Source organism: Bradyrhizobium sp. CER78, from assembly GCF_029846235.1.
GTDB lineage: Bacteria > Pseudomonadota > Alphaproteobacteria > Rhizobiales > Xanthobacteraceae > Bradyrhizobium.
Map to the genome: position 1 here is coordinate 82,099 of NZ_JARVWP010000023.1, position 25,791 is coordinate 107,889.

At 60.2% G+C, this 25,791-nt stretch carries 22 protein-coding genes and 1 pseudogene; 15 read left to right on the top strand and 8 right to left on the bottom strand.

Features of this window, described 5'->3' with window-relative positions; genetic code table 11:
* Positions 1–168: 168 nt before the first annotated feature.
* From QDT69_RS33345 to QDT69_RS33360, 5 genes are all read left to right on the top strand, one after another.
* A complete protein-coding gene (locus tag QDT69_RS33345) occupies positions 169–477 on the top strand; it encodes a hypothetical protein (RefSeq protein ID WP_279710712.1) in 309 nt (102 codons plus the stop codon).
* 34 nt (positions 478–511) lie between these two features.
* Entirely contained in the window at positions 512–745 is a 234-nt protein-coding gene (locus tag QDT69_RS33350; protein ID WP_279710713.1) for a hypothetical protein, read from the top strand.
* Between the two features lie 192 nt (positions 746–937).
* Positions 938–1,126, top strand: a complete 189-nt coding sequence (locus tag QDT69_RS33355; protein WP_279710714.1) for a hypothetical protein — start codon at positions 938–940, stop codon at positions 1,124–1,126.
* Positions 1,123–1,332 carry a hypothetical protein gene (locus QDT69_RS37225; protein ID WP_347952180.1) on the top strand — a complete coding sequence of 70 codons (210 nt, stop codon included), beginning with the start codon at positions 1,123–1,125 and terminating at the stop codon, positions 1,330–1,332. The genes QDT69_RS33355 and QDT69_RS37225 overlap by 4 nt, the downstream gene beginning before the upstream one ends.
* A gap of 19 nt (positions 1,333–1,351) precedes the next feature.
* A complete protein-coding gene (locus QDT69_RS33360; RefSeq protein ID WP_279710715.1) occupies positions 1,352–1,786 on the top strand; it encodes a hypothetical protein in 435 nt (144 codons plus the stop codon).
* Between the two features lie 34 nt (positions 1,787–1,820).
* On the opposite strand, the pseudogene QDT69_RS33365 reads toward QDT69_RS33360, so the two are convergent.
* Positions 1,821–1,940, bottom strand: a pseudogene (locus QDT69_RS33365) (LysR family transcriptional regulator); the annotation flags it as partial.
* A gap of 294 nt (positions 1,941–2,234) precedes the next feature.
* Between QDT69_RS33365 and hemA the strand changes: the two are divergent.
* On the top strand, positions 2,235–3,464 hold the full coding sequence (gene hemA / locus QDT69_RS33370; RefSeq protein WP_279710716.1) for a 5-aminolevulinate synthase: 1,230 nt from the start codon (positions 2,235–2,237) through the stop codon (positions 3,462–3,464).
* 1,024 nt (positions 3,465–4,488) lie between these two features.
* On the opposite strand, the gene QDT69_RS33375 is transcribed toward hemA, so the two are convergent.
* From QDT69_RS33375 to QDT69_RS33385, 3 genes are all read right to left on the bottom strand, one after another.
* The gene (locus tag QDT69_RS33375) at positions 4,489–5,700 is read right to left on the bottom strand and encodes an MFS transporter (protein ID WP_279710717.1); all 1,212 of its coding nucleotides are present in this window, start codon (positions 5,698–5,700) and stop codon (positions 4,489–4,491) included.
* 111 nt (positions 5,701–5,811) lie between these two features.
* The gene (locus QDT69_RS33380; protein ID WP_279710718.1) at positions 5,812–6,165 is read right to left on the bottom strand and encodes a hypothetical protein; all 354 of its coding nucleotides are present in this window, start codon (positions 6,163–6,165) and stop codon (positions 5,812–5,814) included.
* 32 nt (positions 6,166–6,197) lie between these two features.
* Positions 6,198–6,776, bottom strand: a complete 579-nt coding sequence (locus tag QDT69_RS33385) for a TetR/AcrR family transcriptional regulator (RefSeq protein WP_279710719.1) — start codon at positions 6,774–6,776, stop codon at positions 6,198–6,200.
* Positions 6,777–6,989: 213 nt separating this feature from the next.
* Between QDT69_RS33385 and QDT69_RS33390 the strand changes: the two genes are divergently transcribed.
* On the top strand, positions 6,990–8,099 hold the full coding sequence (locus tag QDT69_RS33390) for an efflux RND transporter periplasmic adaptor subunit (protein WP_279710720.1): 1,110 nt from the start codon (positions 6,990–6,992) through the stop codon (positions 8,097–8,099).
* Entirely contained in the window at positions 8,099–11,209 is a 3,111-nt protein-coding gene (locus QDT69_RS33395; protein WP_279710721.1) for an efflux RND transporter permease subunit, read from the top strand. Before QDT69_RS33390 ends, QDT69_RS33395 begins: the two co-directional genes overlap by 1 nt.
* A gap of 600 nt (positions 11,210–11,809) precedes the next feature.
* On the opposite strand, the gene QDT69_RS33400 is transcribed toward QDT69_RS33395, so the two are convergent.
* The 3 genes from QDT69_RS33400 to QDT69_RS33410 all read right to left on the bottom strand — a co-directional run bounded on the left by QDT69_RS33400 (position 11,810) and on the right by QDT69_RS33410 (position 14,579).
* Positions 11,810–13,558, bottom strand: a complete 1,749-nt coding sequence (locus QDT69_RS33400; protein ID WP_279710722.1) for an adenylate/guanylate cyclase domain-containing protein — start codon at positions 13,556–13,558, stop codon at positions 11,810–11,812.
* Between the two features lie 71 nt (positions 13,559–13,629).
* Complete coding sequence (locus QDT69_RS33405; RefSeq protein ID WP_279710723.1) at positions 13,630–14,454, bottom strand: alpha/beta hydrolase; 825 nt, start codon at positions 14,452–14,454, stop codon at positions 13,630–13,632.
* Positions 14,454–14,579: a hypothetical protein gene (locus QDT69_RS33410; protein WP_279710724.1), complete on the bottom strand. Its 126-nt coding sequence runs from the start codon at positions 14,577–14,579 to the stop codon at positions 14,454–14,456. Before QDT69_RS33410 ends, QDT69_RS33405 begins: the two co-directional genes overlap by 1 nt.
* Before the next feature lie 1,420 nt (positions 14,580–15,999).
* On the opposite strand from QDT69_RS33410, the gene QDT69_RS33415 reads away from it, so the two are divergent.
* The 5 genes from QDT69_RS33415 to QDT69_RS33435 all read left to right on the top strand — a co-directional run bounded on the left by QDT69_RS33415 (position 16,000) and on the right by QDT69_RS33435 (position 22,590).
* Positions 16,000–16,749 (top strand): electron transfer flavoprotein subunit beta/FixA family protein, encoded by a 750-nt coding sequence (locus QDT69_RS33415; protein WP_279710725.1) that lies wholly within the window; start codon positions 16,000–16,002, stop codon positions 16,747–16,749.
* A 1-nt stretch (position 16,750) separates the two neighbouring features.
* Entirely contained in the window at positions 16,751–17,695 is a 945-nt protein-coding gene (locus tag QDT69_RS33420; protein WP_279710726.1) for an FAD-binding protein, read from the top strand.
* Positions 17,696–17,739: 44 nt separating this feature from the next.
* Positions 17,740–19,530 carry an acyl-CoA dehydrogenase C-terminal domain-containing protein gene (locus tag QDT69_RS33425; RefSeq protein WP_279710727.1) on the top strand — a complete coding sequence of 597 codons (1,791 nt, stop codon included), beginning with the start codon at positions 17,740–17,742 and terminating at the stop codon, positions 19,528–19,530.
* A 48-nt stretch (positions 19,531–19,578) separates the two neighbouring features.
* Positions 19,579–21,237: an electron transfer flavoprotein-ubiquinone oxidoreductase gene (locus QDT69_RS33430; protein ID WP_279710728.1), complete on the top strand. Its 1,659-nt coding sequence runs from the start codon at positions 19,579–19,581 to the stop codon at positions 21,235–21,237.
* Positions 21,238–21,369: 132 nt separating this feature from the next.
* Positions 21,370–22,590, top strand: coding sequence for a CoA transferase (locus QDT69_RS33435; protein ID WP_279710729.1), 1,221 nt, complete (start codon positions 21,370–21,372; stop codon positions 22,588–22,590).
* A gap of 862 nt (positions 22,591–23,452) precedes the next feature.
* On the opposite strand, the gene QDT69_RS33440 is transcribed toward QDT69_RS33435, so the two are convergent.
* The gene (locus QDT69_RS33440; protein ID WP_279710730.1) at positions 23,453–24,349 is read right to left on the bottom strand and encodes a LysR family transcriptional regulator; all 897 of its coding nucleotides are present in this window, start codon (positions 24,347–24,349) and stop codon (positions 23,453–23,455) included.
* A gap of 131 nt (positions 24,350–24,480) precedes the next feature.
* On the opposite strand from QDT69_RS33440, the gene QDT69_RS33445 reads away from it, so the two are divergent.
* Positions 24,481–24,870: a nuclear transport factor 2 family protein gene (locus tag QDT69_RS33445; RefSeq protein ID WP_279710731.1), complete on the top strand. Its 390-nt coding sequence runs from the start codon at positions 24,481–24,483 to the stop codon at positions 24,868–24,870.
* 14 nt (positions 24,871–24,884) lie between these two features.
* Positions 24,885–25,718, top strand: a complete 834-nt coding sequence (locus tag QDT69_RS33450) for an alpha/beta hydrolase (RefSeq protein ID WP_279710732.1) — start codon at positions 24,885–24,887, stop codon at positions 25,716–25,718.
* Positions 25,719–25,791: the final 73 nt, after the last annotated feature.

Consider the following 25,791-nt stretch of genomic DNA (forward strand, 5'->3'; position numbering starts at 1 on the left):
TAGAGGTGGCGGTCCCGGTGGAGCGCCCGAAAACTGTCGGTCGTCTCTTCTGAGCCAAGGTTTATGCGGCGCAACCAAAGCTGTGCTTGGAACGACCCGCGTACAATAGAAGATAGAGCCGCAGAGCTTTAATTCTCCTCACAACAGCTCGTTTTGCGGAGTTTGCTCATGAGGAGAATCGCTGTTCTCGTCGCTTCTGCCGTCATTAACGCATCCACGGTTCCCTCGCTTGCGGCCGAGTGCGCCTCAAACAAGGACATCGCCGCCTCCCGCGCGCGCTGGGAGCTGTTGCGCAGCCAACCAGCCAAAGCAACCGACCAGGAGATGACCTGCCGTGCCTACGCCGCCTCGTTCTACGAATCAGTGACGCTTCGGCAGACAGCGACAAGGTGCGCCGACGGCGAGCGAAACCTCGCTGTGCTTGACGCCGAAATCAACGCTTTCAACGATCTGTTGGCGACGAAGTGCGGCGGTTGAGCGGTTATCCGCTCTAACCTTAAGGAGGTTGAATATGACCCAGGTGTATTTCCACTGCTCCAACGCGAATAAGGTTTTCGTCGATCACCGCGGTGCCGTGGTGGACGACCTCGCTGAGGCGCGCGATCATGCGACTCGCGTCGTGCAATCCGTCACCAACGAGCGCAGCCTTGAGGATTGGCGGGACTGGATCCTGCATGTCAACGACGATCAAGGCGACGAGCTCTTCGTTGTGCCCTTCGCATTTGTCCTGGGCAAGCCGAATTGAAGTCATTGTTCGTGAGATTGCCTTTTGCCGAAGGCGGCTCTCGGGCGATCCCGACTGATGACGGTTGGCGTTCCAAATTTGCCTTCTGTCACGAGTATTTTACACCCACGTTACCGCCTGCGAGGTTTCAGCGCCGGCGTCAAGGGCCCATCTAGGGTGTGAAATGACGGCAATAATATAATAGGAGCGAACATGGGTGAAGTCGTTCAATTGGTTCCGAGGTCTGAGCGCGAGCGGCTCCGCCTCATTCGAGAAGCCCGCGCGATATACGACAGCGTGTTCCCACCGATTGCTCCTGCTAACGAACAGAGCGACAAAGCGCTCGTCCGTCATGCGGTCGCCAGCGCCAATGCAGACGGCAGGGATGGGCTTTCGTCATGATTGCGATCGTCGCTGTGCTCTGCAGTCTCTCCGCCCCGGCAAATTGCCACGAGCAGACCGTCACGACCTCTGACGTCGCCGACGTCTCGATGCAGTCCTGCATGATGGGAGCACCGCAGCTTGCCGACTGGATGAAAGAGCATCCAGCCGAACGCCTTGCGGGATGGCGCTGCGAATTCGGAAAGCGGCCGAGCAGGGGAGCCTAAGGTAGCGATGAGGTAAGGAGTGCTTGAACATATTCTCAGATTTATGACGCTTGGTACCGTCATCGTTGGCAGTATTGCCATCTACGCTGCCGTGCACACCAACAATCGGCGTTTGGGAGCCGACATCTTCCTCAGATATTCCGATCGAATCTCCGATCTACGGCGGAGCCTCCCGATCAGCGCGCTCGTCGAACAAGAGGTTTCCAGCAACGTTGAAAAGACATCTGAAGAACGCCGGGCCGCGCACGAGATCATCTATTCAATCTTCGAACTTTATGAGCTCAAAGTGTATGGTTTCTTTCCTCACGCGATCTGGAAGACCAGGGAGCCAGACATTGAGGCACTTCTTTCACTCCCATACTTCCAGCACGAACTGGCGGCATTTGAAAACAGGTTTGCAAGGCACCCGCGCTTTGCGCGGTGGCTCGACCAAGTCAGGCGAGGCAAGGCTTAATCGCCCTCGCTGACGAGGTGAGGCGCGATCCCACCTAGAAGGCCGGCGGTTGGCCCTCCGCGAAGAATCGCTTCAGTCTGGGCGCTGCAAAATCCAGGAAGGCGCGAACCTTGATCGGCAGAAACCTATTGGCGGCGTACACGAGATTGACCGGCAGTGCGCTTTCGCAAGAATTTGCCGTGATTTGGACTGCTTCACTCGCGCCAACGCTCCTTGTCGCATACCATTTGACTTATCGGAGGCAGACGGCGCTTCCAAGCGCCTTGGAGCCTGATGCTTCGCCTCTTTCGCTTTGGCTCCCCGCGGCCGGTCCTTTCCCTCCCGGCGGACCGGCCGCCCCTTCTGAACGGCTGATGGATCGCGGGTGATGGATGGGATGGGCATGGAGGCTCTCTTGGATCGGGGAAGTCCCAATCGTTGAGCCGAAAGCGGACGGAGATTTCGATCTATGATCTACGATCATTTCTTTTCGGCAGCGCTTGCCCGCCTTCATGAGGAGCGGCGCTACCGCGTGTTTGCCGATATCGAGCGCATTGCCGGTCGTTTCCCGCACGCGATATGGCATTCTCCGGACGGCCCACGCCCGGTCGTGATCTGGTGCTCGAACGATTACCTCGGTATGGGCCAGCATCCAAAGGTGATCGGCGCGATGGTCGAAACCGCAACCCGGATGGGCGCTGGAGCGGGCGGTACCCGCAACATTTCCGGCACCAATCATCCACTGGTCGAGCTGGAGCGGGAACTCGCCGACTTGCACGGCAAGGAAGCGGCGTTGGTGTTCACCTCAGGCTACGTGTCCAACGAGACCGGCATCGCGACGATTGCCAGGCGGCTCCCAAACTGCCTGATCCTGTCGGACGCCTGGAACCACAATTCGATGATCGAGGGCGTACGGCGCGCCGACGTGGAAAAGAAGATCTGGTGCCACAACGACGTGAGTCATCTCGAAGATTTGCTGGCGGCGGCGGCGCCCGACCGCCCGAAGCTGATCGTGTTCGAGGCGCTCTACTCGATGGACGGCGACGTCGCACCGGTCAACCGCATCTGCGATCTCGCGGAGCGCTACGGTGCCATGACCTATGTCGACGAGGTCCATTCGGCCGGCATGTACGGGCCACGCGGGGCCGGCATCGCCGCGCGGGAAGGGGCCTTGCACCGCATCGACGTGGTCGAGGGGACGCTGGCGAAGGCATTCGGCTGCCTCGGCGGCTACATCGCGGCGAATGCCAATATCATCGATGCGGTGCGTTCCTACGCGCCGGGATTCATTTTCACCACCGCGCTGCCGCCGGCCGTGTGCGCCGCCGCCACCGCGGCGATCCGACACCTCAAGACCTCGCAATGGGAGCGCCACCGCCATCAGGACCGCGCCGCGCGGGTCAAGGTTGTACTCAATGCCGCCGGCCTGCCGGTCATGCCGAATGACACGCACATTGTGCCAGTGATGGTAGGTGATCCGGAGAAGTGCAAGGAAGCGAGCGATCTCCTGCTCGCCGAGCACGGCATCTATGTCCAGCCGATCAACTATCCGACCGTTCCGCGTGGCACCGAACGGCTGCGCATCACGCCGACGCCGTATCACGACGACGCATTGATCGACGAACTCGCTGAAGCGCTGGTCGATGTGTGTGGGCGACTTGGATTGCCACGGCGACACCACGCGCTCGCCGCAGAGTGAGCGCATTGCACGGCGCCGAGGCAACCGTACCCTTGTGCTCGAGCTACCTTCACTTCCTTGCCTGCGCGCCATATGGAGGTTCGCTCGGGTTACGACGGCGCTAATGCCGACGATGAGTAGGCGTCTGAGCGTGCGTTCGCCCATTTTGGAAGTTGCACCTGCTTGCCGCCTGTGTTCGATCATTACGCTGATTCTGTCGCCAGTATCACGCGAGCCAGCTCTGAGGGATTCTCGACGGCGGAGAGTAGCGGCGAACAGGGGCGCCCTCAAAGGCGAATAGTTGGAGACATGTTTCTCTCTCTCTCCGCCATTTACGCGATTTTGTTTGCCAAACTTACGATTTTGGCGCGAGGTCGCCGGCTTCAGATCGTTAGTTGTTCCGAATGCACGCCAACGGCCCAGGCATAACAAAGACCTCATTGACACTTTGAAGATCTTCGGTTCCCAGCGAAGCATGGAAACGACAATTTCGCCGTAGCTCAATTGGTGGGTTTTGGTCTACGAAGGTCGAAAATGCCTTCTCTTTCAATGAGGATTGACTGACACTCTCTCCGCCACGCTACGCCACAGCTCTCCGCTGTATCCGATTGTTTGAATTTGCCGCTAAACCACCGAAGAATTCCGCGGTCTTGCGCCAATTCTTCGCGAACGCTGTAGTTTTTTCGCCGTGGGTTAGGAGGACGGTTCTTCCGCTACTACGCTCCTCTCCTCTACGCGGCGTCTGCGCGCGCCGGCGACCTCCGCTCAGGATTCACCTTGACTGATTATTGACCACCCTAGAGCTACGCAGCTTGCGCACGTATCAGCGACAGCCTGAACATCTCGACGGTCGGGGGCCGCGGTCCGCTATTTTTGCGCGACGTCTGGTCGATCGGCAAGCTTGCCTGGGTCCACCGCCGGCGCGGCACATGCATGGCGCGGCTGAATCGAACGACGTGGGGAGTCAGGGGAACATTTGTTCGTCGTTTCGCCCACGATACCCACCGTGCTTGGGCTCCTGGAGCTTCCAGCATGGCGGACGCGGTCAAATCTCAAGCGCCTGTATTTTTCGGACGGAACGGCGGTTTAGCCTTTCCGTCGTGACGGTCGCAAACCAGGCGAGCAGAGCGACGGCGGCGGCCGCCACAGGGATTCCTGCGAGTTCATAACCGGTCGCGAGGACTTCGCCGCCGATCCAAGCGCCAAGGGCTATGCCAATGTTGAACGCGGAAATATTCAACGTGGAAACCAGATTTGGTGCCTGTTTTCCGAAGCGCATGACGTTTACTTGCGACGCAGGAATTGCCGCGAAGGTCGTAACGCCCCAGAAGAACCAATTGATTTCCGATGGGATCAAGGAAGAACTCGTCCAGCGCAGGGTAACGGAGACGATGGCGATCGCGATTGCGATACGCGCAAGCGCGCGCCCAACATTCCAATCGGCCAATCGGCCTCCAATGAAATTGCCGATGGTTAATCCTATGCCGACCGAGAGGAGGCTGAGCGTCACGGCGTTCGGAGTAACGCCTGAAAGATTCTCCATCATCGGGACGATATATGTGAATGGGGGAAAGGCGCATCCAGTAAACAAGACGGTGGTGCCTAACGCGGCCCAGATACGCAGATCCGTGAGGGCGCGAAACTCAGTTACGAAATCAGCACGCTCTTCATCGTGCCTCACGGGAAGCAAGGTCGCGAGCCCTACCAACGCTGCAATGCCGAAAGCCGAGATGGCCCAAAATGGCATGCGCCAGCCCGCCCAATTCCCGAGAGCGGTACCAAGCGGCACCCCTGCGACGTTGGCGAGGGTCAGCCCTGCGAACATCGTCGCTATCGCCGATGCTTTTCGGTGTTCAGGAACGAGGCTTGCCGCCAGCACGGCTCCGATGCCAAAGAACGAACCTTGACCCATCGCGGTGACGACGCGAGCCACAATTAGAAACCCGTACGCCGATGAAAGCGCGCACAGCGCGTTGCCTAGTACAAACACGCTCATCAACGTGATTAAAGCGCGCTTTCGGGGAAGACACGCCGAGACCAGTGCCATGGCTGGACCGCCAATAGCAATTCCAAGAGCGTAGGCGGTGACGATCCAACCAGCCGCGGGGATCGAAACGTAAAGATCGTGCGCCACCTCCGGCAACAGCCCCATGATGACGAACTCTGATGTACCAAGTGCGAAGGTGCTTAGCGTCAAGATGAGGACTGCAACCGGCATCCGGTTATGTTCAGAGGTGGGAGTTGTTTTTTTGGTCACGGCAAGTCCTCATCGGCATCGAGGCCGATCTTTGATTTCGAACAACTGGAAATTCGGCTGCTTACGACGCTGCGCGGCTATCTCGCGCCAACCATCACAACTCGAGTGTGCTCAACCGGGAGAGCCGGTCATGAGCGGCCAGACCTCGATCACTGGCGGCTCGCTGACAAGCGTGGCGAGCAAATCCAGGTCTCCTGTCGACCTGCGCCACTGAAAATAGGCGTCAGCGTCCTTACGCGACGCAAACACATCGATGAACAACAGCCGTGTCGGGTTTTCTGCCTGCCGTATAGCCCTAGCGGACTTTACCCCGTCAAACGCCAGGAGGGGCGCAAGGCTCCGGAAATATTCGAGCTGAGTGCGGATTGTATACAAGAGGAGCAACGCAAGTCCGCTGCCGGTCTTTTGAAAACGTACGCTTAGCTTGTCGGATATTTTCAGCAAACTTGGTTTGAGTTCGGTCACGCTGAGTTCTCTGTGCTCCGAGGGGGCGATCTTCAAGCGGCAGCGGCTTCGCGAACGTGTTCGACGGCCGCATTCTGAAAGGCCTGCGCGAGATCCGGGTCGTTGACGGCGCGCGATAGCGTCATGGCGCCGACCATTGTCGACAGAACGACCATGGCCTTCCTGTTGGAATCCTCGCCGTCGGTCTTGGGAAGCAAGGGGCCGAGGACTTCGAGATACGCCTTGATGCCCTCTTCGAACGCAGCTTTCACGCCGGGCCCCTGCCTGGCGGCGTCAGAGCCGAGCGCCACGACGGGGCAGCCGTCCAATTTTTCTTCGCGATGGCCCGCACTCAGATAGGACGCGATCACCGCGCCAAGCGGATCATCAGGATTCTCCGCGATCGCGGCCGACCAGCGTTGGGAGGCGCTCTCCAATGCGCGTCTGGACGCCTGTGCCGCCAAATCCTCCTTGGACTCGAACTGCTTGTAGAAGGCACCTTGGGTTAGCCCGGCCCCCTCCATCAGATCCTTGAGCCCGATGCCATCAAAGCCGCGCTCCCTGAAGAGGCGGCTGGCCACGTTGATCACGGTCTGGCGGTTCTCCGCAGCCTGAACGCGACTCACTCGCATCTTGGACCTCCATTTGGATTTCGTTCGAACTCTATACTTCATATAGCGTTCGAATGCAATCTATCAAGTTGCTTGGTCGGATTTACCGTCCCGAAGGGCCGTAATGAGTGGTTTTCGGCGATCACATTCCCGTTAAGGCACTAGTTTAGATTGCGAATGAACTCTAATTCTATTATAGAGTTCGAACGAAAGCTAAATGGCATGGAGACGGCGATGAAAAAGAGCAGACTTGTGGTCTTGGCAGGTGTCCTTGTCGCGGCGTCCGGAGCAGCCGTCTTCGCTACTCTCGCCATTCCTGCTCATGAAGCCTCCGCAGCGCGTGACCCGAGGCAGGATCCGCCCGTGGTCAGCCTGGTAAGCGCCGCGCGGGTGAGCGGATCCGAACGCGGCTTCACGGGTACGATCGGCGCGAGGGTGGAAAGCAACCTTGGCTTTCGCGTCGCCGGTAAGATCGTCGAGCGGCTCGTGAATGTTGGTGAGCAGGTCAAAGCCGGGCAGCCGCTGATGCGGATCGATGAAACCGACCTCCGCCTTGCGCTTGCGGCGAAGCGCAACGCGGTTGCCGCGGCGCGCGCAACAGTCGTTCAGACGGAAGCTGACGAGCGACGATACGCCAACCTGGTCAACGACGGATGGACTCCCAAACAGCGCTACGAGCAGGCGAAGGCCGCGTCGGATACAGCCAACGCACAACTCGCTGCGGCGGAAGCCGAGGCCAAGGTGGCCGAGAACCAGGCGACATATTCTGTTCTGGTGGCGGATGCGGACGGAACGGTCATGCAAACGCTTGGTGAGCCAGGGCAAGTTGTCTCTGCCGGCCAGACCGTTGTCAGGCTTGCCCAGGCTGGTCCCCGCGAAGCGGTGGTCGCGCTTCCTGAAACAATCCGGCCGGCGATCGGCTCGGTCGCCGAGGCGAGCCTGTATGGGAGCGATGGACAGCACTATGCGGCGCATCTTCGGCAGTTGTCGGATTCCGCCGATGCCCAGACCAGGACCTATGAGGCCCGCTACGTGCTCGACGGCGAGGCTGCGGCGGCACCGCTTGGCGCGACCGTCACGATTCGGCTTGCAAGCCAGGAGACTCAGCCGGAAGTCCAGGTGCCGCTGGGAGCCGTCCTCGATGACGGCCGGAAGACCGGCGTTTGGGTCTTCGACAACGCTACCTCGACCGTGCACTTTCGGCCCATCAAGCTTGCACGTGTGACGAGCGAAGCCGCTGTGATCTCCGGACTGAGCTCTGGTGATTCCGTTGTTTCGCTCGGCGCTCATCTCCTGCAGGACGGCGCTCGCGTCAGGACCGCCTCTCAGGACAGGAGCAACTGATGCGCTTCAATCTTTCCGCGATCGCCGTCCGCGAACGGGCTGTCACCCTGTTCTTCATCCTCCTGCTGGCCGCCGCGGGCGCTTATGCATTCTTTGTGCTTGGGCGCGCGGAGGACCCCAAATTCACCATCAAGACCCTGACGGTCACCACGGTATGGCCGGGCGCGACTGCGCGCGAGATGCAGGACCTCGTTGCTGAACCCCTGGAGAAGCGGCTTCAGGAGTTGACCTGGTACGACCGGGTCGAGACGACGACGCGGCCGGGTTATGCGTATCTGACCGTCACGCTGAAGGACAGCACACCGCCATCCGTCGTCCAGGAGGAGTTTTATCAGGCCCGCAAGAAGCTCGGGGATGAAGCCCGCAACCTGCCATCTGGCGTGCTCGGCCCCTTCGTCAACGACGAATATTCGGACGTGAGCTTCGCTCTCTATGCCCTCAAGGCCAAGGGCATGCCGATGCGCGAGCTCTCTAGGAAGGCCGAGGTGATCCGCCAGGAACTCCTGCATGTGCCCGGCGTCAAGAAGATCAACATCCTCGGCGAACGTCCTGAGCAGATATTCGTTGAGTTTTCCTTTGCCAAATTGGCGACCCTCGGCGTGTCGGCACAGGATATTGTGGCCGCCTTACAGCGGCAGAACACCGTCACGCCGGCAGGCTCGATCGACACCAAGGGCCCGCAAGTCTTCATCCGGCTCGACGGCGCCTATGACGGTGTCCAGGCGATCGCCGACACGCCAATCGTCGCTGGCGCGCGAACGCTCAAGCTCTCCGACATCGCCGAGGTCCGCCGCGGCTACGAGGATCCGCCCACCTATATCATCCGACACCAGGGTGAGCCAACAATCATGCTCGCGGCGGTCATGCAGGAGGGCTGGAATGGTCTGGCGCTAGGCAAGAAGCTGGAAGAGAGATCCGCAGCGATCGCACGGACGCTGCCGCTCGGGATGACGCTCGAAAAGGTGACTGATCAGGCCGTCAACATCACCTCGGCGGTTGATGAATTCATGATGAAGTTTGCGATGGCGCTTAGCGTGGTACTGCTGGTGAGCCTGCTCAGCCTCGGTTGGCGCGTCGGCATGGTCGTGGCGGCTGCCGTCCCTCTGACGCTTGCCGCCGTGTTCCTCATCATGCTGGAAACAGGCCGATTCTTCGACCGCATTACGCTCGGCGCTCTCATCCTGGCGCTTGGCCTTCTCGTCGACGACGCGATCATCGCCATCGAGGTCATGGTGGTGAAAATGGAAGAGGGCATGGACCGCATCAAGGCGGCGGCCTATGCCTGGAGCCACACCGCGGCGCCGATGCTGTCAGGAACACTCGTGACGGTCGCCGGCTTTCTGCCCGTAGGCTTCGCGCGCTCGTCGGCCGGCGAATATGCCGGCAACATTTTCTGGGTCCTCGGGTTCGCTCTCATCGTCTCGTGGATCGTTGCGGTGGTCTTTACGCCCTATCTTGGCGTCAAGATGCTGCCCGCGATCAAACCGATTGAGGGCGGTCACCATGCGATCTACGACACGCCAAACTATCGGCGCTTACGGCGGCTTATCACCTTCGCCGTGCGCCACAAGTTCTTGACCGTAGGCATCGTCGCCATCGCGTTCGCGCTCTCCGGCGCGGGAATGGGCGCCCTCAAACAGCAATTCTTCCCGACATCCGACCGCCCCGAAGTGCTGGTGGAGGTTCGCCTGCCGGAAGGCACCAGCATTGAGACGACGACCGCCGCTGTCGAGAAACTCGAAGGTTGGCTGCACGATCAGCCTGAGGCGAAGATCGTCACCAGCTATGTCGGTCAGGGCGCTCCTCGCTTCTTCATTGCGATGGCGCCGGAACTGCCTGATCCTGCCTTCGCCAAGATCGTCGTGCTGACGCCCGACGCGGAGGCGCGCGAAGCCTTGAAGCACCGGCTCCGAGAGGCGGTGTCACAAGGGCTCGCACCTGAGGCCTATGTCCGCGTCACCCAGATTGTGTTCGGACCCTACACACCGTTCCCGGTGGAGTTTCGGGTCATGGGAGCCGACCGCGCGCAATTGTATGCGATCTCTGAAAAGGCTCTCGATATCATGCACGGCGTTCCCGATGTGCGGCAGGCGAATCGCGACTGGGGTAATCGCACGCCAGTGCTCCGCTTCATCCCAGATCAGGATCGGCTGAACCTGATCGGGCTCTCACCAGCGGAAGTGAGCCGGCAGCTCCAGTTTCTCCTCACCGGCATCGCCGTTACGCAAGTCCGCGAGGACATCCGCAACGTTCCCATCGTGGCACGCAGCGCCGGCGGAGAGCGGCTGGATCCGACGCGTCTGGCCGATTTCTCGTTGATGAGCCGGGACGGCCGCTCGATTCCGCTCGACCAGGTCGGCCATTCCGAAGTCCGACTTGAGGAGCCGATTTTGAAGCGTCGCGATCGTACGCCAGTCATTACGATCCGCTCGGACATCAATGAGGCGACGCAGCCTCCAGAGGTCTCCAAGGAAATCAAGACAGCCCTTGAGCCGCTGATCGCATCTCTTCCTGCCGGCTATCGTATCGAAATGGGGGGATCGATCGAAGAGGCCGGCAAAGCGAATTCCGCGCTTCTTCTGGTCTTCCCTGCCATGATCGCCGCCACGCTGATCGTCGTCATGCTACAGGTGCGGTCGTTCTCAACGATGGCTCTGGTCATGCTAACGGCACCGCTCGGCCTTGTGGGCGTCGTGCCCATGTTGCTGACCTTCAACCAGCCCTTCGGCTTCAACGCCATTCTGGGTCTGATAGGACTGGCCGGCATCCTGATGCGCAATACGTTGATCCTGACCGAACAGATCAAGGAAAACCTCGCTGCAGGCCTTGACGATTATCACGCCGTGATCGAGGCCACGGTGCAGCGCACGCGGCCCGTGATCCTGACCGCGCTTGCTGCCGTGCTGGCCTTCATTCCCCTCACGCATTCCGTGTTCTGGGGATCGATGGCCTACACGCTGATCGGCGGTACTGCAGTCGGAACGGTCCTGATTCTGCTGTTCCTTCCCGCACTTTATGCTGCGTGGTTCCGGATCAAGCCCACGGCAGATCAGGTCCACCAGAATTCGACGGAGCAGCCGGAACTACGGCCGGCGTTGGCCGCCGAATAAAGCTCGCTCAAATCGATGAACCGTCCGGTCCAAACGGGAAAAGATTCCGACGAGGCGCGCGCGAGAATCCTGGAAGCGGCGGAGAAACAATTTCGTCGCGTGGGTTATTCGCCCAGTTTGAACGCGGCATTATTCGGGAGCGTGTGAACGCCGGGCTTGCCAGAGCGAAGGCGAGGGGGACGAAGCTCGGCCGCCGGCTGGTAAAGCCAGCGATCGAAGCCCGCATCCGCGAACTGCAGGCCGAGGGCATGGGCGTCCTCAAGATCGGCCGAACGCTGGGCGTAGGCACAAGCGTGGTGCAGCGGGTAGTGCGCCAGTGAGTAGATCCGGTAGTTGCCTGTGAGGCATCTACTGGTCTCGGAGTGCCACAAGTGACCACTGGTGACTCCGTCGTAGCCGTATCCAGGAGCGCCGCTGTAGTTCGACGGCTTTGCATAATCGGTGCCGTGTGAACGGCTAGACGCGATCTCGGGTCCTCCAGGCAAACAGGCCGAAGACGGCCACCAGAGCGACGTGCCATTGATTCAGCGCCTTCCGGGGCGCGCGCTCACCCGAGCAAGCGTGGCCTGAGCCGGATGCCGGCAAGCCTGCGAAGTGCTGTCATTCGGCAAGCCCTGCCATGCGCAAGCCGGCTTTGAAGCGCGAGAGGTGTTCGTGCCGACGTACAGGAAGAAGAATGTGGACGTTTGAAACCTGAAGTTCAGGGTCGAGCGCTCGCAGCTCCGTTACGGCGCGAGCGGCTGCTTCGCCGTCGCCTCTTAAAGCGTTGCTTGCGGCAGCGATCCTTAGGGCTGCGTGATAACGAGGTTGCAGCCGCCAAGCTCGTTCTGCCCAATCCGCAGCGTCATCATATTTCTCGGCAAGAAAATGCGCCAAAGCAATGCCTCCGTAGAGCGCGAACAGCAACGGATCAAGAGGACTCATTCGCATAGCCTTTGCGAAATGATCGAGAGCCAGCTGTACATCCCCCTGATACGCGGCGACCCAGCCACGGCAACCCGACGCGCTCACTGAATTTGGATTGAGTATTAGGGCCCGATCAATATGACTCGCGCCTGCTTCCAGATCACCACAGACGAACGCAAGGGCATACCCGCCCCAAGTGAGCGCGACTGAATCACCCCTGTCTAACTCCACTGCGCGATGGGCCAACCGGGCAGCTTCTGCCGGCCTAAAATCCCGGCGCGGAGCCCATGCGTTTGCCTTTCGCCAAACGTAACACCAAGCAGCCCCAGCGTAAGCTGTGGCAAAGCCTGGGTCCATCTCTGTTGCCTTGTTAAACAGGGACAGTGCGCGCTCATTTCCATCGCGGGTCCACTCGTGAACATTTGCCAATCCGCGCAAATACAGATCATAAGCGCATAGATTTTCGACTGGTTTCCGCTGCGCGCGTGCGATCTCAGCTTGTTGTACACTTGGCGCGATACTTGCTGCGACGCGGCCGGTGACTGCATCTTGAAGTTCAAAAATATCTTCCAGTATGCCATCGAATCGATCGGCCCAGATATGTGCGCCGGTTGGCGCATCAATCAATTGGGCTGTGATGCGGAGTTTATTGCCTGCTTTCCGCACGCTGCCCTCTAGAACATAGCGAACGCCAAGCTCATGACCGACCCGTTTGACGTCAGCCGCTTTGCCTTTGTAGGTGAATGTCGAATTGCGTGCGATTACGAATAGCTCCCGAAACCGGGACAGCGCAGTTATGATCTCCTCCACTACGCCATCAGCAAAATACTCCTGCTCGGGATCACCACTCATGTTCTGGAACGGCAACACAGCAATTGAGGGCTTGTCCGGCAACGGCAGGGGAGATAGCGCGGGCGCAGACGGGCGGTCGAGCTTCACTTGGTAGATGCGGACCGGCCTGGCTATATTCTTGAGTTGCTGCTCGCCCGCGTCGGCGAACACCGCGACAGTTTTGCCCTGAACGTGCCGATATGCATCTTCGGAGACGCAGATGCCGCCGGGCTCAGCAATTCCTTCAAGCCGAGATGCAACATTCACGCCGTCGCCCAGGATGTCGTCGCCCTCGATCAACACGTCGCCCAGGTTAATGCCGATGCGGAACAGCATGCGCCGATACTCCGGCACGCCCGTATTCCGCTCGGTCATGAGCCTTTGGACAGCGATCGCCGCCTCAACTGCAGCAACGATCGACGAGAACTCAACCAAAAAACCGTCGCCCGTAGCCTTGAATACCCGACCGCCTCGACCAGCCAGAATTGGATCAACCGCCACGCGGTGCTCGCTCAGAGCCTTAGCCGTGCCGGCTTCATCCAAGCCCATCATCCGGCTGTATCCGGCAATATCGGCGGCCAGGATGGCGGCAAGCTTCCGGGACGGGTGCATGCCCTCTCCCGTGCGGGGTGATCGCGACGATGCTGGCACCTGTGGCACTTGAGCCTCATCCCGTCGGCGGGTCAGCGCGGTGATATCGGATCTGAAGCGGGAAGACCGGCCAGCGTGGCGCCGCTGCGACCAGCTGTAGGTAGGTTATGACCTACCCCCTCAGAGACCGACGTGATGAAGTCCGAGATGATCTTCGCAACGGACTGCGGTCGCTCCGCCTGTGGCCAGTGTCCGGCGCCAGCTACCGGGATCCGCGAGGCGTTTGGAAAACGCATCGAGACATTCATCGACATCGCTGCGGTGACAAAAGGATCTTTATCGCCTGTCGCAACCAACACCGGGCCATCAAAGACGCTCGGCTTGCGCCCCTCAGCGACGCCCTCGTTCCACACCCTTACCAGCACTTCGGTGACCTCGCGTTTGACCTCGCGACCCAATCCAGTGAGGAATTCCAGCGTGCTCGGGTCGGGGGGCTGACCCATCAATTGCCGCCGAGCTTTGCGCTGAGCTTCGACGTCTCCGCCCGTCGCAGCGAGAGCCCTCATTACACCCAGAGGGCGACGTACACCGCCCAGCGGCACTGGTGAGAGCAGCAAAAGCCCAGCGACATTCTTGGGCCGGCGCGCGGCGGCCAGTTCGACAATCTGTGTACCCATGCTGTGACCTACTAGAACGACCTGCGCACTCATCCGATCGATCATCGCGCAAACATCGTCGGCATAGCGATGGAGGGTGAAAGGTCCTTCGGCCGCGCACTTTGATCCCATTCCAGCGAGGTCAGTCGCTATCCAGCCGGAGACGACCGCGGCGCCGAGGACATCCAAGACTGGGCGCCAGATCAAGCCGGAATCAAGAAGGCCGTGAACCAGTATGATGGCGGGCGCGCGATCGGACATCAGAGGTTCTCGCCCATGCACGCGACGGAGAGAATGCTGATCGAGCCAAAGGCGCGCGGAAGGATGGTCCCGATCAGAGGATTGTAGGCGTGGGACGGGTCGCGGGTGGTGCCGTCAATTTCCATGTCAAACTCCTCCTAAGCGTTCCAAGAATCGTTCCAGTCTCTCGCGATTGACTTGGTCTTCCGCACTTCGCCCGAACCGTGTCGCGCCAAACGTCGAATGGCGTCACGAGCGTTCGTTTCGATGTCACAGCTACCTTTCTCTCAACGCGCCATCGTTGGCATCTACTTGCCGCACATGTGCCGGGGTTGCGAGTATAGTGTCACGAAACGTGCCGAATTATTGGGAAGGAGAAGGAAGGTCACGTGGTTTGGATCAGCCAAGATCAATGGGCGGTTCTCGGCGTTGGAACGCCGCGCAGAGATCTTGCACCGATGATGCGGTCGAAGGCGTCGCATACGCCGGCTCCCGGTCCGCGAGCCGGTCGTGCGTACGATGGCTCCTGGGACCATCTCTTCGTGACGCAAGGGGTGCGTGCGATCCGACCTACGAGTTCTCGGTCAACATCACCAACGGTGTCGTCAGCATCCGAATCTGGTGAAGTGCAGGTCGCGATCGACAATGTGTCGCCTGGTGTGCCGCTGGTGTCGGGCTTGACCGCAACTGTGGCGATTCAGGACGGCAACGACGGCGAGAACCGGACGCGCTCGCAAAGAGTTCGCGTAGAGCTCGAGACGCGCCTCCTTGTACTAATCGGCGAAACTGCGGCGCGGCCTGGCTGCACTCCGGGCTCATCATGAGTCGTCGGAAGCACGAACTTGCCGGTACAGCCGAACAAGGGATGCTTGATCGGCTTTTTGATACGATCACTCTTCGCTCTCAAGCCGCGACCATCAACTCGGACGCAGCGGCTTGACCCGAGTGCATGCTGATTGCTCGCGACCCGTTCGCCAACAAGAGGGCAATAGGGTAATGATTGGTCTGCTCTCTAGTGGTGGAGGAGATCACGTCAGCGATCGCCTCAGTGGAGTTGCTTGTGACCGGCTTGCCATAAACGTTGCGATTTCCTTCCTCCACTTTGGCTAAGCCGCAGCCTTAGGCGGCCCGACAACAAACTGGCATCTCGACCCTACTCGACGCGCAGATAGAAACGTTCAACGAGCTGATCGCGGCTCGCTGCAATGGCTGATGAGGCTGAACGAAGCATGATCTCGCTCGTCACGAGCCGATGAACGTGCCAATGCAGCATTGAACGCATTCGATGAAATCGATCACGAGAATACAACGAAGAATGCGACGGCACATCTCGCGTCCTGACGCGGGATCTCGCTGGCACGCCGGCTACTGGCCGCACTGTACTCACCATGCGAGGGGTAGCCACGGATGCAAGCCGCTATCGTGAGCGCTGGGCGCGACTGGCTCCTTAGAACTCGCATCGATTCGCTATCCTTAACTTCGATCATGTCGCACGGTGCCATATACACGAGTTACATCCGAAGCAACGATAACTCGTCTGGTCTTTCCAATGAAGAGAGCCTCAACATGAAGATCCTGGTACCCGTCAAACGCGTCGTCGATGCCAACGCGCATGTGCGCGTGAAGGCCGATGGCTCCGGCGTCGATCTGAGCGGCGTCAAGATGTCGATCAATCCGTTCGATGAGATCGCTGTAGAGGAAGCGACGCGTCTGAAGGAGAAAGGTTCGGCGACGGAGATAGTGTGCGTGAGCATCGGATCTGCAGAAGCGACCGAAGTGCTGCGCAGCGCCTTCGCAATCGGCGCGGATCGCGGGCAGCTCGTCATCGGGGAGGGGGACCTCGAGCCTCTGGCTGTGGCCAAGATACTGAAGGCGGTCATCGAGAAAGAGAATCCGCAGCTCGTGATCCTCGGCAAGCAGGCGATCGATTATGACAACGATCAAACCGGACAGATGCTCGCGGGGTTGCTGGGATGGCCTCAGGCAACCTGCGCCTCGAATGTCACGGTCGAAGGCGATCAGGTGCTCGTCACCCGCGAGGTCGACGGCGGACACCAAACGGTGCGGCTGCGATTACCGGCGATCATCACGTGCGACCTGCGCCTGAACACACCGCGTTTCGCCGCCCTTCCCAGCATCATGAAAGCGAAGAAGAAGCCGATCGAGCAGAACAGCGTCGACTCGTATGGAGTAGATCTGAAGCCACGGCTTCAGGTTTTGAAACTGGCTGAGCCGCCCCACCGCAAAGCAGGCATCAAGGTGAAGAGTGTGACCGAATTGCTCGACAAACTGCGTAACGAAGCTGGAGTTATCTAAAATGAAAACACTACTGATCGGGGATCACGACAACAAGACACTCACGGAGGCGACGGCCAAGGCATTGAGTTGTGCCGTATCACTCGGAGGTGAGGTGGACGTGGTTATCGCGGGCAAAGGCTGCCGAGCGGTTGCCGAACAGGCGGCTCAGCTCTCCGGCGTCGCAAGGGTTCTGCTGGCTGACGCAGACGCTTACGAGCGCATGCTGGCTGAGCCATTCGCCGCGCTGATCGTTTCGCTCGCCGCGCCATACGATGCAATACTTGCTCCGTCGTCCAGTTCAGGGCGCAACATCCTGCCGCGCGTCGCAGCATTGCTCGACGTCATGCAGATCTCGGATGTAAGCCGAGTGATCTCACCAGACACTTTCGAGCGACCGATCTACGCGGGAAATGTCATCGAGACCGTCCAGACGACCGACAAGAAGAAAGTCATGACCGTACGAACAACTGCGTTTCCGCGCGCGGCCGGCGGCGGAACTGCTCCTGTGGAGCCGGTTCCGGCAGTTGCCAACCCGGGCACATCGCAATTCGAAAGCGAGGAGCTCCACGTCTCCGCGCGAGCGGAGCTGACGAGCGCGCGGATCATCATCTCCGGCGGTCGTGCGCTTGAGAGCCGGGAGAACTTCACGAAATTTATCGAGCCGATCGCCGACAAGCTGGGTGCCGCAATTGGCGCCTCGCGCGCGGCAGTCGACGCCGGCTATGCCCCGAACGACTGGCAGGTGGGCCAGACGGGCAAGATCGTTGCGCCGGATCTGTACATTGCCGCGGGAATCTCCGGCGCTATTCAACATCTGGCGGGTATCAAGGACGCGAAGGTCATTGTCGCGATCAACAAGGATCCGGATGCACCGATCTTTCAAGTGGCTGACTACGGCCTGGTTGCGGACCTTTATACGGCGCTTCCGGAAATGGCCGCTGAGCTCGCCAAGTCTCACGCGTAGCCCGCACGAACTGAACCCGAACCGCACACGCTAAGGAATCATCCATGCCCTCGTACAAGGCCCCCGTCCGCGACACACTCTTCCTGCTCAACGACGTGTTTGAAATCTCCCGCCATGCCGATCTGCCGGGATTCTCGGATCTGACCCCCGAGACTCTGCAGGCAATGCTCGAAGAGGCGGCGAAGTTTGCCGAGAACGTTATTACTCCCCTCAATCGGGTCGGTGACGTTGAGGGCTGCCAGCGGCATCCGGATGCCTCCGTTACGACGCCCAAGGGATTCCGCGAGGCCTATCAACAGCAAGTCGCGGGCGGTTGGGTCGGCATAGCCGCTCCCGAGCAGTACGGTGGACAAGGCCTACCAGAAACACTGAGTGCAATCGTCGGGGAGTTCTTCTCCTCCGCGAGTCTTGCCTTCTACATGTATGGCGGCCTGACCCAGGGAGGCATCGCGGCGCTGCTCACGCACGCCTCTGATGAGCTCAAGGCGACTTATGTGCCGGATCTCATTTCCGGGAAGGCAACTGGTACGATGAACCTCACCGAGGCCCATGCCGGAAGTGATGTCGGATTGTCCTATGCTCGTGCCCGCGAGGAGGCGGATGGCAGCTATCGAGTGACGGGCTCAAAGGTGTTCATCTCCGCTGGTGAGCACGATCTCGCCGAGAACATCATCCATTTCGTTCTCGCTCGCATCGAGGGCGCACCCCACGGCACCAAGGGGCTCTCGCTGTTCGTCGTGCCGAAGTTGCTGCCCGCCGCCAATGGGGAGCCGGGCAAGCGCAATGGGGTCAGCTGTGGCTCCATCGAACACAAGATGGGCATCCACGGCAATTGCACCTGCGTCCTGAATTATGACGATGCCACAGGTTGGCTCATCGGTGAAGAGAACCGTGGCATGCCGGCGATGTTCGTGTTGATGAATCACTCGCGCATGTTTGTTGGGGGACAAAGTGTTGGGCTTGCCGAAGTGGCTTATCAGAACGCCGCGGCCTACGCACGGGAGCGCCTCCAGGGCCGCTCCCTCTCCGGGCTCAAGTTTCCTGAGAAACCCGCAGATCCGATCATCGTTCATGGCGACGTGCGCCTCATGCTGATGAGCATCCGTGCTTTCACCGAAGCGGGAAGGGCGCTCATCATCTCAACCAATTTGCGGAATGACGTGGCTATGCGCAAGAACGATCCTGCCGCGCTGCGGGATGCCGAGAACCGCATGGCGCTGCTAACTCCGGTGATCAAGGCGTTCTTTTCGGACCAGGGGTTTCTCAGCACCGTGACCGCACAGCAGGTCTTCGGCGGCTACGGATATGTCGCAGAGACCGGCATGGAACAGTTCGTGCGCGACTCACGCATCTCACAGATTTACGAAGGGACGAACGGCATTCAGGCTCTCGACCTCGTCGGTCGCAAACTCGGGCTGGAGGGTGGCCGGGTGGTCGGCAGCTATTTCGCGGAAATCGAGAGTTTCCTCAAGGAGCATGCGGAAGATCCCGGTCTGGCGCCCTTTGTCACGCGCACGCGTGAAGCTCTGGGTCATTTGCAAGAGGCCACGGAGTGGCTCGCCAAGAACGGCGCGAAGGACCAAGACCTCGTTGGCTGCGGCGCCCGAGATTATATGTATCTATTTGGGCTCGTCGCGCTCGCACACATGTGGTGTCAGATTGCCGAAGCGGTTCAGCGAAAACTCAGCGAAGGTGCTACGGACCCGTACCTCAAGGCGAAGTTGGTGACCGGGCAGTTCTTTGTCGAGCGGATGCTGCCCGAGACGCAGTTTCGGCTGGCCTGCGTCAAGGCGGGAGGCGCTGGGGCAATGGATATGCCGGCCGAGCTGTTCTAGTGCGCGCCGACCACACCCCGAAGCCCCCAATTCTACAGGACTGATCGCATGAGCCCGAACGAACTGCCTGCCCGAGAGGCGATGGAATTCGACGTGGTCATTGTGGGAGCAGGACCGGCCGGACTTTCCACGGCCATCCGCTTGAAGCAAGTGGCACCACAGTGCTCCGTCGTCATCGTGGAGAAGGGATCCGAAGTCGGCGCGCACATTCTCTCGGGCGCCGTGATCGATCCGATCGGCCTGGATCGGCTGCTGCCTGACTGGCGCAATGAATCATCCCATCCGTTGCGCCAGGCAGTGATGAAGGATCGCTTCTACTGGCTCACGAAGCGCCGGGCCGTGCGGCTGCCGAACTGGTTGATGCCGCCGCTCATGAGCAATCATGGCAACTTCGTCGTCTCGCTCGGCGATGTCTGTCGCTGGCTTGCCACGAAAGCCGAATCGCTCGGCGTGGAGCTCTATCCCGGCTTTGCGGCCACGGAGGTGCTGTACGGGTCGGGTGGCGAGGTCCTGGGCGTGGCCACGGGCGACATGGGCGTCGGTAAGGACGGGCAACCCAAGCAAGGCTTCACGCGCGGCATTGAGCTACGTGGCAAATACACGCTCTTTGCCGAAGGCGCGCGCGGCAGCCTGACCAAGGCGGTCATTGCAAAATTCGCGCTGCAGCAGGATCACGATCCGGCCAAGTTCGGTATCGGCCTCAAAGAGGTCTGGCAGGTGCCTGCCGAGCAGCACCGCGCCGGGCTCATACAGCACACCTTCGGCTGGCCGCTCGACAATCACACCGGCGGAGGTTCTTTTCTGTACCATTGGGGAGACAATCTGGTCTCCGTGGGATTCGTGGTCCACCTCAATTATCACAACCCCTGGATCAGCCCGTTCGAGGAGCTGCAGCGCTTCAAGACCCATCCTCTGGTTCGCTCGACGCTCGCCGGTGGCAAACGCATCAGCTACGGCGCGCGTGCCATAACCGAAGGGGGCTGGCAGTCAGTACCGAAGCTCACCTTTCCCGGAGGAGCTCTCATCGGGTGCGCGGCAGGCTTCGTCAACGTCCCGCGGATCAAGGGCTCGCACAACGCGATGCTCTCGGGCATCCTCGCCGCCGAGAAGGTCGCCGAGGCGCTCGCCGCGGGGCGTGCCCACGATGAGCTCGAGGCCTACGAGGCGAGCTGGCGCACGTCCGACATTGGGCGCGACCTGCGTAGGGTACGCAACGTGAAGCCCCTTTGGTCCAGGTTCGGCACGATCATCGGCGTCGGGCTCGGCGGCCTGGACATGTGGACGAACACTCTTGGATTCTCGCTGTTCGGAACACTATCGCACGGCAAGCCGGACAATCAAACTCTGGAGCCGGCTTCAAAATTCAAGCCCATCGCCTATCCCAAACCGGACGGAAAGCTCACCTTCGATCGCCTCAGTTCGGTTTTCCTGTCGGGCGCAAATCACGAAGCGGACCAGCCTGTTCACCTGCACGTTGCAAACCTAGAGACGGAGAAGCGAATCGAGCACGACGTATTCGCGGGCCCCTCAAACCGGTATTGCCCGGCCGGCGTCTACGAGTGGGTCGGCGAAGGTGCAGACCTCAAGTTCGTCATCAATGCGCAGAACTGCGTTCACTGCAAGACCTGCGACATTAAGGATCCCGCCGGCAACATCACTTGGACTGCTCCGCAAGGCGGAGGCGGTCCGAACTACAGCCAGATGTAACGGACATCGCAATCGGCTTAGCGATCTAACTCGGAACTCGGGACAGGTACAGGCTGGACGACGCTTTCCTCGAGAAGCGCGCCCGCAGTTCCTGGGCCGCTGAAGCAAACACGACAATTTAGGAGAGACCCAATGGCAAGCGACAACATCTTTTCTGGACTCAAAGTCGTAGACTTCTCGACCTTCGTTGCGGCTCCCACCGCCGCCGTGATTCTCTCGGACTTCGGCGCCGACGTCGTCAAGGTCGAACCACCTTCCGGCGACATCTTTAGACACGCGCATCGGTTTCCTCCGATGCCGTCGGCGAAGGACCCTTACCCCTTTCATCTCACCAACCGCAACAAGCGCGGGATGGTGCTCGACCTGAAGTCGCCAAGCGCTCAGCAGGTTCTCGAGAAGCTCGTCAAATGGGCGGACGTGTTCATCGTTAATACGCCACATCCCGCGCGGAAGAAATTGAAGCTCGAATACACCGACGTCGTGCAATGGAATCCGCGGCTGATCTACGCGGATCTTACGGGGTTCGGCGAAAAGGGGCCGGACGCCGGCATGCCGGGCTTCGACCTCACGGCATATTGGGCGCGCAGTGGCCTTCTGTCGATGACGCGCGATGCCGGGGCGCCGCCAACCTGGCCGGTAGCCGGCAGCGGCGACGCCGCGACAGGCGTCGGCATCTATTCGGCGATCGTTACCGCACTCTATCGCCGCGAGCGCACGGGCGAGGGCGCGTATGTCACGACCTCGCTACTTGCTGAGGGCATCTGGTCGGCAAGCGTCTCAATCCAGGCGGCGCTCGCCGACGCGAAGTTCTACGGGCTGCATGATCCCAGCAATCCGGCGAGCGCCGCAGCGAATGTGTATCGCGCCGCCGACGGCACGTGGTTTGTTCTCGCCCTCACGCCCGACAAGTGGGCGGATGCGGCGAAAGCCATCGGGCTTCCGGACCTCCTGACAGATCCGCGATTCTCCGATCCCGCGAAACTCGCGGCGAACCGGCTCGAACTTGTCGCCATTCTCGACAAGGTCTTCAGCACTCAGCCAATGGCGCATTGGTACGAGGTGCTCCGCGGCTTCACGATCGGGGCTGTGCGCGAGCCGCAGGAAGTCATCAACGACCCGCAGGTCAGGGCGAACGACATCATCGTTCCGCTCGAAGGCGCCGGCGACAAGCTCACCTCGACGATCAGCAGCCCAATCCAGGTGCATGGCGTCACCAAGGTGCCGGCGCGGCGCGCGCCCGGGCTCGGCGAGCACACCGATGAGGTCCTCCAGGAGTTGGGATTCGACGCGAAGGGCATCGAGGGGCTGCGTGCAGACGGCGCAGTGGGAGAAGCCAAGGAACACGTGGCCTAGTCGCATTTGCCACAATTCGCTGAGCTTCGGATTGAATTACTCGTACTGACGCTCCTTGTCAGATACCAGTTTGCCTCGCGGAAGCAGACAGTTTCACAAGTGCTTGGCCTCGGCGCCCCTTCCGTCGCCGCGGCTCCCTACGGCCGGTCCTCCTTTCGCCCGAGGACCGGCCGCCCCTTTCTGTTGTTGGATCGGATGGGCATACAGCTCTTTGGATCGGCGAAAACAACGACCACAACTTTGGAGCAGATGATGAAACACGTTCTCGCTTATGCGGTAACCGCGAGTTGCCTGTTCGCATTTATCTCCGGTGCGCAAGCCCGCGTTGCCTACGATGGCTCCTGGGACCTTCTTTTCGTGACGCAAAGCGGGGCGTGCGATCCGACCTACAATTTCTCGGTCAACATCAGCAACGGTGTCGTTACGCATCCGAATCTGGTGAGGTTCAGGGGCCATGTAGCTCGCTCGGGTGCCGTTCGCGCTTCCGTGACTGTTCACGACAAATTCGCATCCGGCTCGGGCCGACTCTCGAGCAACTCGGGTCGCGGAACGTGGAGCGGCTATTCGGGGAGCGCGCGTTGCTCAGGCTATTGGACCGCGGTGCGAAACTGACCACAGATTTGGCGCGACCATCCGCCGGATGGGCCGGAAGGGAAACCTGGCGTCGGCTTCTCTTTTGTGTGCGGTGGAGGCGTTTAGCCCGGGTCTACCGAAGCTTATTCGCTGATGCGCCCGCTCGCAGCGCGCGCAGCAGACGGCAAAGTAGCATGCGAGGCTGGTGGTCGCGTCGGTTACGGCAAAGCCCGTCTGCCGCACCGCTCGATGTCAGGTGTCAGAAGCCAGTCGGAGAAGAACTTAGCCGCTAGGAGGTCTTGTCGGCAAATCGCTTCCTCAATCGCGGGACTGCAAAATCAAGGAAAGCACGAAGTTTCAGCGGAACGTGCCGCTGGCTCGGGTAGACAACGCTGACCGGAAACGGTGATGGCTCATACGCATCGAGCAGAGTCACCAGCGAACGCGACTTCAGCAAGTCCTCGATGAGATACGACAGCACCTTGGAGATTCCGGCTCCGGCGACTGATGCAGCAGCCGCCACCTCACCCAAGTTCACAGCGAGACGAGACGGCACATCGATCGTCTGCGTCGCCCCGTTTCGGCGAAACTCCCAGGGAGTCCCGGGGTCGTAAGTCACGCAGTCATGCGATGCCAGATCGGCGGGTTCTTTCGGCACGCCGCGAGCCTTCAAATAGGCGGGGCTTGCACACACCACTCGGCGAATTACCCCAACGCGCGTTACAATCATGCTGCTGTCTGGCAACCCCCCGATGCGCACGGCGAGATCGACGTGTTCCTCCACTAGGTTCACGTATCGATCCCTTAGTTGCAGTCGCACCCGGATGTCCGGAAACGCGCGCTGGAACTCCGCGACAATGGGCAGAACGTGGCTGCGACCCAGGACTGCAGGCGCGGTGATGATCAATTCACCCTGAGGGGCGCGATATTCGCCAGACGCCGTGCGTTCGACTTCTGCGATCTCTTCCATGATCCGACGACATGAATCGAGGTAGCTGCGCCCTGCATCGGTCAAGACCACTTTTCGGTGACCCCGGTGGAGCAGCCGGACATGCAAGTACTCTTCCAGCTCCACAACCCGACGACTGACCGTCGCAAGCGGAATCCGGAGATGGCGGCTGGCTCCCGAGAGACTCCCGGTATCGACCGCAGCCAGCAGGATGGTCATCGCCTCCAGTCGATCCATGGCGTTCCTTCCACCAGTGAAAGGGTGCTTCCCGAAACTACCATCTACTAAGCTGTTTTGGGAGGTCTAAATCGTTTGCCGACAGTGTCGCTCTCGAGTGGGCCATCAACATCAACCTAAGGAAGGTTCGCATGTCGGATTCGTCGCAGATCGCTCTCATCCGGAAATTGTACGGCGCCAGGGGAGACGTGAATGCTTTCAAAGCGCTCCTGGCGGATGACCTCGAGTATGATATTGCCGAAGGATTCCCCAACGGGGGCGTCTATCGCGGTCTCGACACGACGTTTAATGAATTCTTCCCATTCTTGGCCGACTTCGACGAGTTCTACGCGGAAGGAGACGAGTACTTCGAGTCGGGCGATCACGTGATCGCTCTCGGACGCTATGTTGGCGTTACGAAGAAGGGGCGAAAGATGCAATCCCGCTTCGCCCATTTCTGGACAATCCGAGACGGCAAGGTCGTGCGCCTGCAGCAGACCGCCGACACTCTTCTCATCGCACGAGCTCTGGAAAGAAAATAACTGGAGCGCCGCGAATGGAACGAGTGCAGCTGAACGGCGCGGACATCGAGTATGATGTCCGCGGGTCCGGGGCGCCGGTGGTATTTATCCACGGAGCGATTGTGTCGGATGGGTTCGTGCCGGTGATCGAGCAGGCCGAAATCGCGGAGAATTTTCAGATCGTCCATTACCGGCGCCGCGGCTACGCCGGTAGCTCACGCGCTCTGGTGGGCATGACGATGCAAGGGTGGGCTAGGGACTGCATCGCGTTGTTGAATCATCTTGGCATTGCGTCGGCGCACGTGGCCGGGCATTCCTTTGGCGCAAGCATCGCATTGCAGATGACGATCGATGCCCCCGGCAGAGTGCGGAAGTTGGCATTGCTGGAACCGCCGCTCCTGTCGTTGGTGCCGTCCGGCGGTCAGTTCGCGGAATGGGCGGCATCTGTCCGCGAGATCTACGACTCGGGAGACAAAACTGCGGCCGCGGACGTTGTCCTGGCAGGTGCATACGGACAAGACTACCGGCGATTCACTGACGGCGTCCTGCCTGCGGGTGCGTTCGACCGCGCGGTATCCGACATCGACACGTACTTTCAGGTCGAACTCGGAGCCATGCTACACTGGAATATCACAACCGAAGACCTGAAAGATATTTCACGCCCGGTGCTGTCGATGCGGGGCGGCGATACATTGCCGGTTTTCTTTGAGGGCGCCGATCTGCTGCAGCAGTGGATTCCAGAAATCGACACGGTATCGATACCGTGTGCGAGCCACGACTTGCCGGGCAGGAATCCCTCCACCGTCGCCACCGGTCTCGTCGAGTTCTTTCGAGACGGGGGCAGGCGCAGTCGTCGCAAGCAAGAGTGATGCCTTCAACGTCGGCAATCGCGTGTTTGTCAGAAGGCCTGGCCTCGGCATCATGACCGACGGCACTGTTTCG

What these genes read in the sequence shown, in the direction of transcription:
- QDT69_RS33420 (WP_279710726.1), top strand. Translation starts at nt 16,751, where the DNA reads ATGAAAACACTACTGATCGGGGATCACGACAACAAGACACTCACGGAG.
- QDT69_RS33400 (WP_279710722.1), bottom strand. Translation starts at nt 13,558, where the DNA reads ATGCACCCGTCCCGGAAGCTTGCCGCCATCCTGGCCGCCGATATTGCC.
- QDT69_RS33440 (WP_279710730.1), bottom strand. Translation starts at nt 24,349, where the DNA reads ATGGATCGACTGGAGGCGATGACCATCCTGCTGGCTGCGGTCGATACC.
- QDT69_RS33410 (WP_279710724.1), bottom strand. Translation starts at nt 14,579, where the DNA reads ATGGAAATTGACGGCACCACCCGCGACCCGTCCCACGCCTACAATCCT.
- QDT69_RS33355 (WP_279710714.1), top strand. Translation starts at nt 938, where the DNA reads ATGGGTGAAGTCGTTCAATTGGTTCCGAGGTCTGAGCGCGAGCGGCTC.
- QDT69_RS33350 (WP_279710713.1), top strand. Translation starts at nt 512, where the DNA reads ATGACCCAGGTGTATTTCCACTGCTCCAACGCGAATAAGGTTTTCGTC.
- hemA (WP_279710716.1), top strand. Translation starts at nt 2,235, where the DNA reads ATGATCTACGATCATTTCTTTTCGGCAGCGCTTGCCCGCCTTCATGAG.
- QDT69_RS33435 (WP_279710729.1), top strand. Translation starts at nt 21,370, where the DNA reads ATGGCAAGCGACAACATCTTTTCTGGACTCAAAGTCGTAGACTTCTCG.
- QDT69_RS37225 (WP_347952180.1), top strand. Translation starts at nt 1,123, where the DNA reads ATGATTGCGATCGTCGCTGTGCTCTGCAGTCTCTCCGCCCCGGCAAAT.
- QDT69_RS33345 (WP_279710712.1), top strand. Translation starts at nt 169, where the DNA reads ATGAGGAGAATCGCTGTTCTCGTCGCTTCTGCCGTCATTAACGCATCC.
- QDT69_RS33430 (WP_279710728.1), top strand. Translation starts at nt 19,579, where the DNA reads ATGAGCCCGAACGAACTGCCTGCCCGAGAGGCGATGGAATTCGACGTG.
- QDT69_RS33390 (WP_279710720.1), top strand. Translation starts at nt 6,990, where the DNA reads ATGAAAAAGAGCAGACTTGTGGTCTTGGCAGGTGTCCTTGTCGCGGCG.
- QDT69_RS33385 (WP_279710719.1), bottom strand. Translation starts at nt 6,776, where the DNA reads ATGCGAGTGAGTCGCGTTCAGGCTGCGGAGAACCGCCAGACCGTGATC.
- QDT69_RS33450 (WP_279710732.1), top strand. Translation starts at nt 24,885, where the DNA reads ATGGAACGAGTGCAGCTGAACGGCGCGGACATCGAGTATGATGTCCGC.
- QDT69_RS33425 (WP_279710727.1), top strand. Translation starts at nt 17,740, where the DNA reads ATGCCCTCGTACAAGGCCCCCGTCCGCGACACACTCTTCCTGCTCAAC.
- QDT69_RS33395 (WP_279710721.1), top strand. Translation starts at nt 8,099, where the DNA reads ATGCGCTTCAATCTTTCCGCGATCGCCGTCCGCGAACGGGCTGTCACC.
- QDT69_RS33415 (WP_279710725.1), top strand. Translation starts at nt 16,000, where the DNA reads ATGAAGATCCTGGTACCCGTCAAACGCGTCGTCGATGCCAACGCGCAT.
- QDT69_RS33405 (WP_279710723.1), bottom strand. Translation starts at nt 14,454, where the DNA reads ATGTCCGATCGCGCGCCCGCCATCATACTGGTTCACGGCCTTCTTGAT.
- QDT69_RS33445 (WP_279710731.1), top strand. Translation starts at nt 24,481, where the DNA reads ATGTCGGATTCGTCGCAGATCGCTCTCATCCGGAAATTGTACGGCGCC.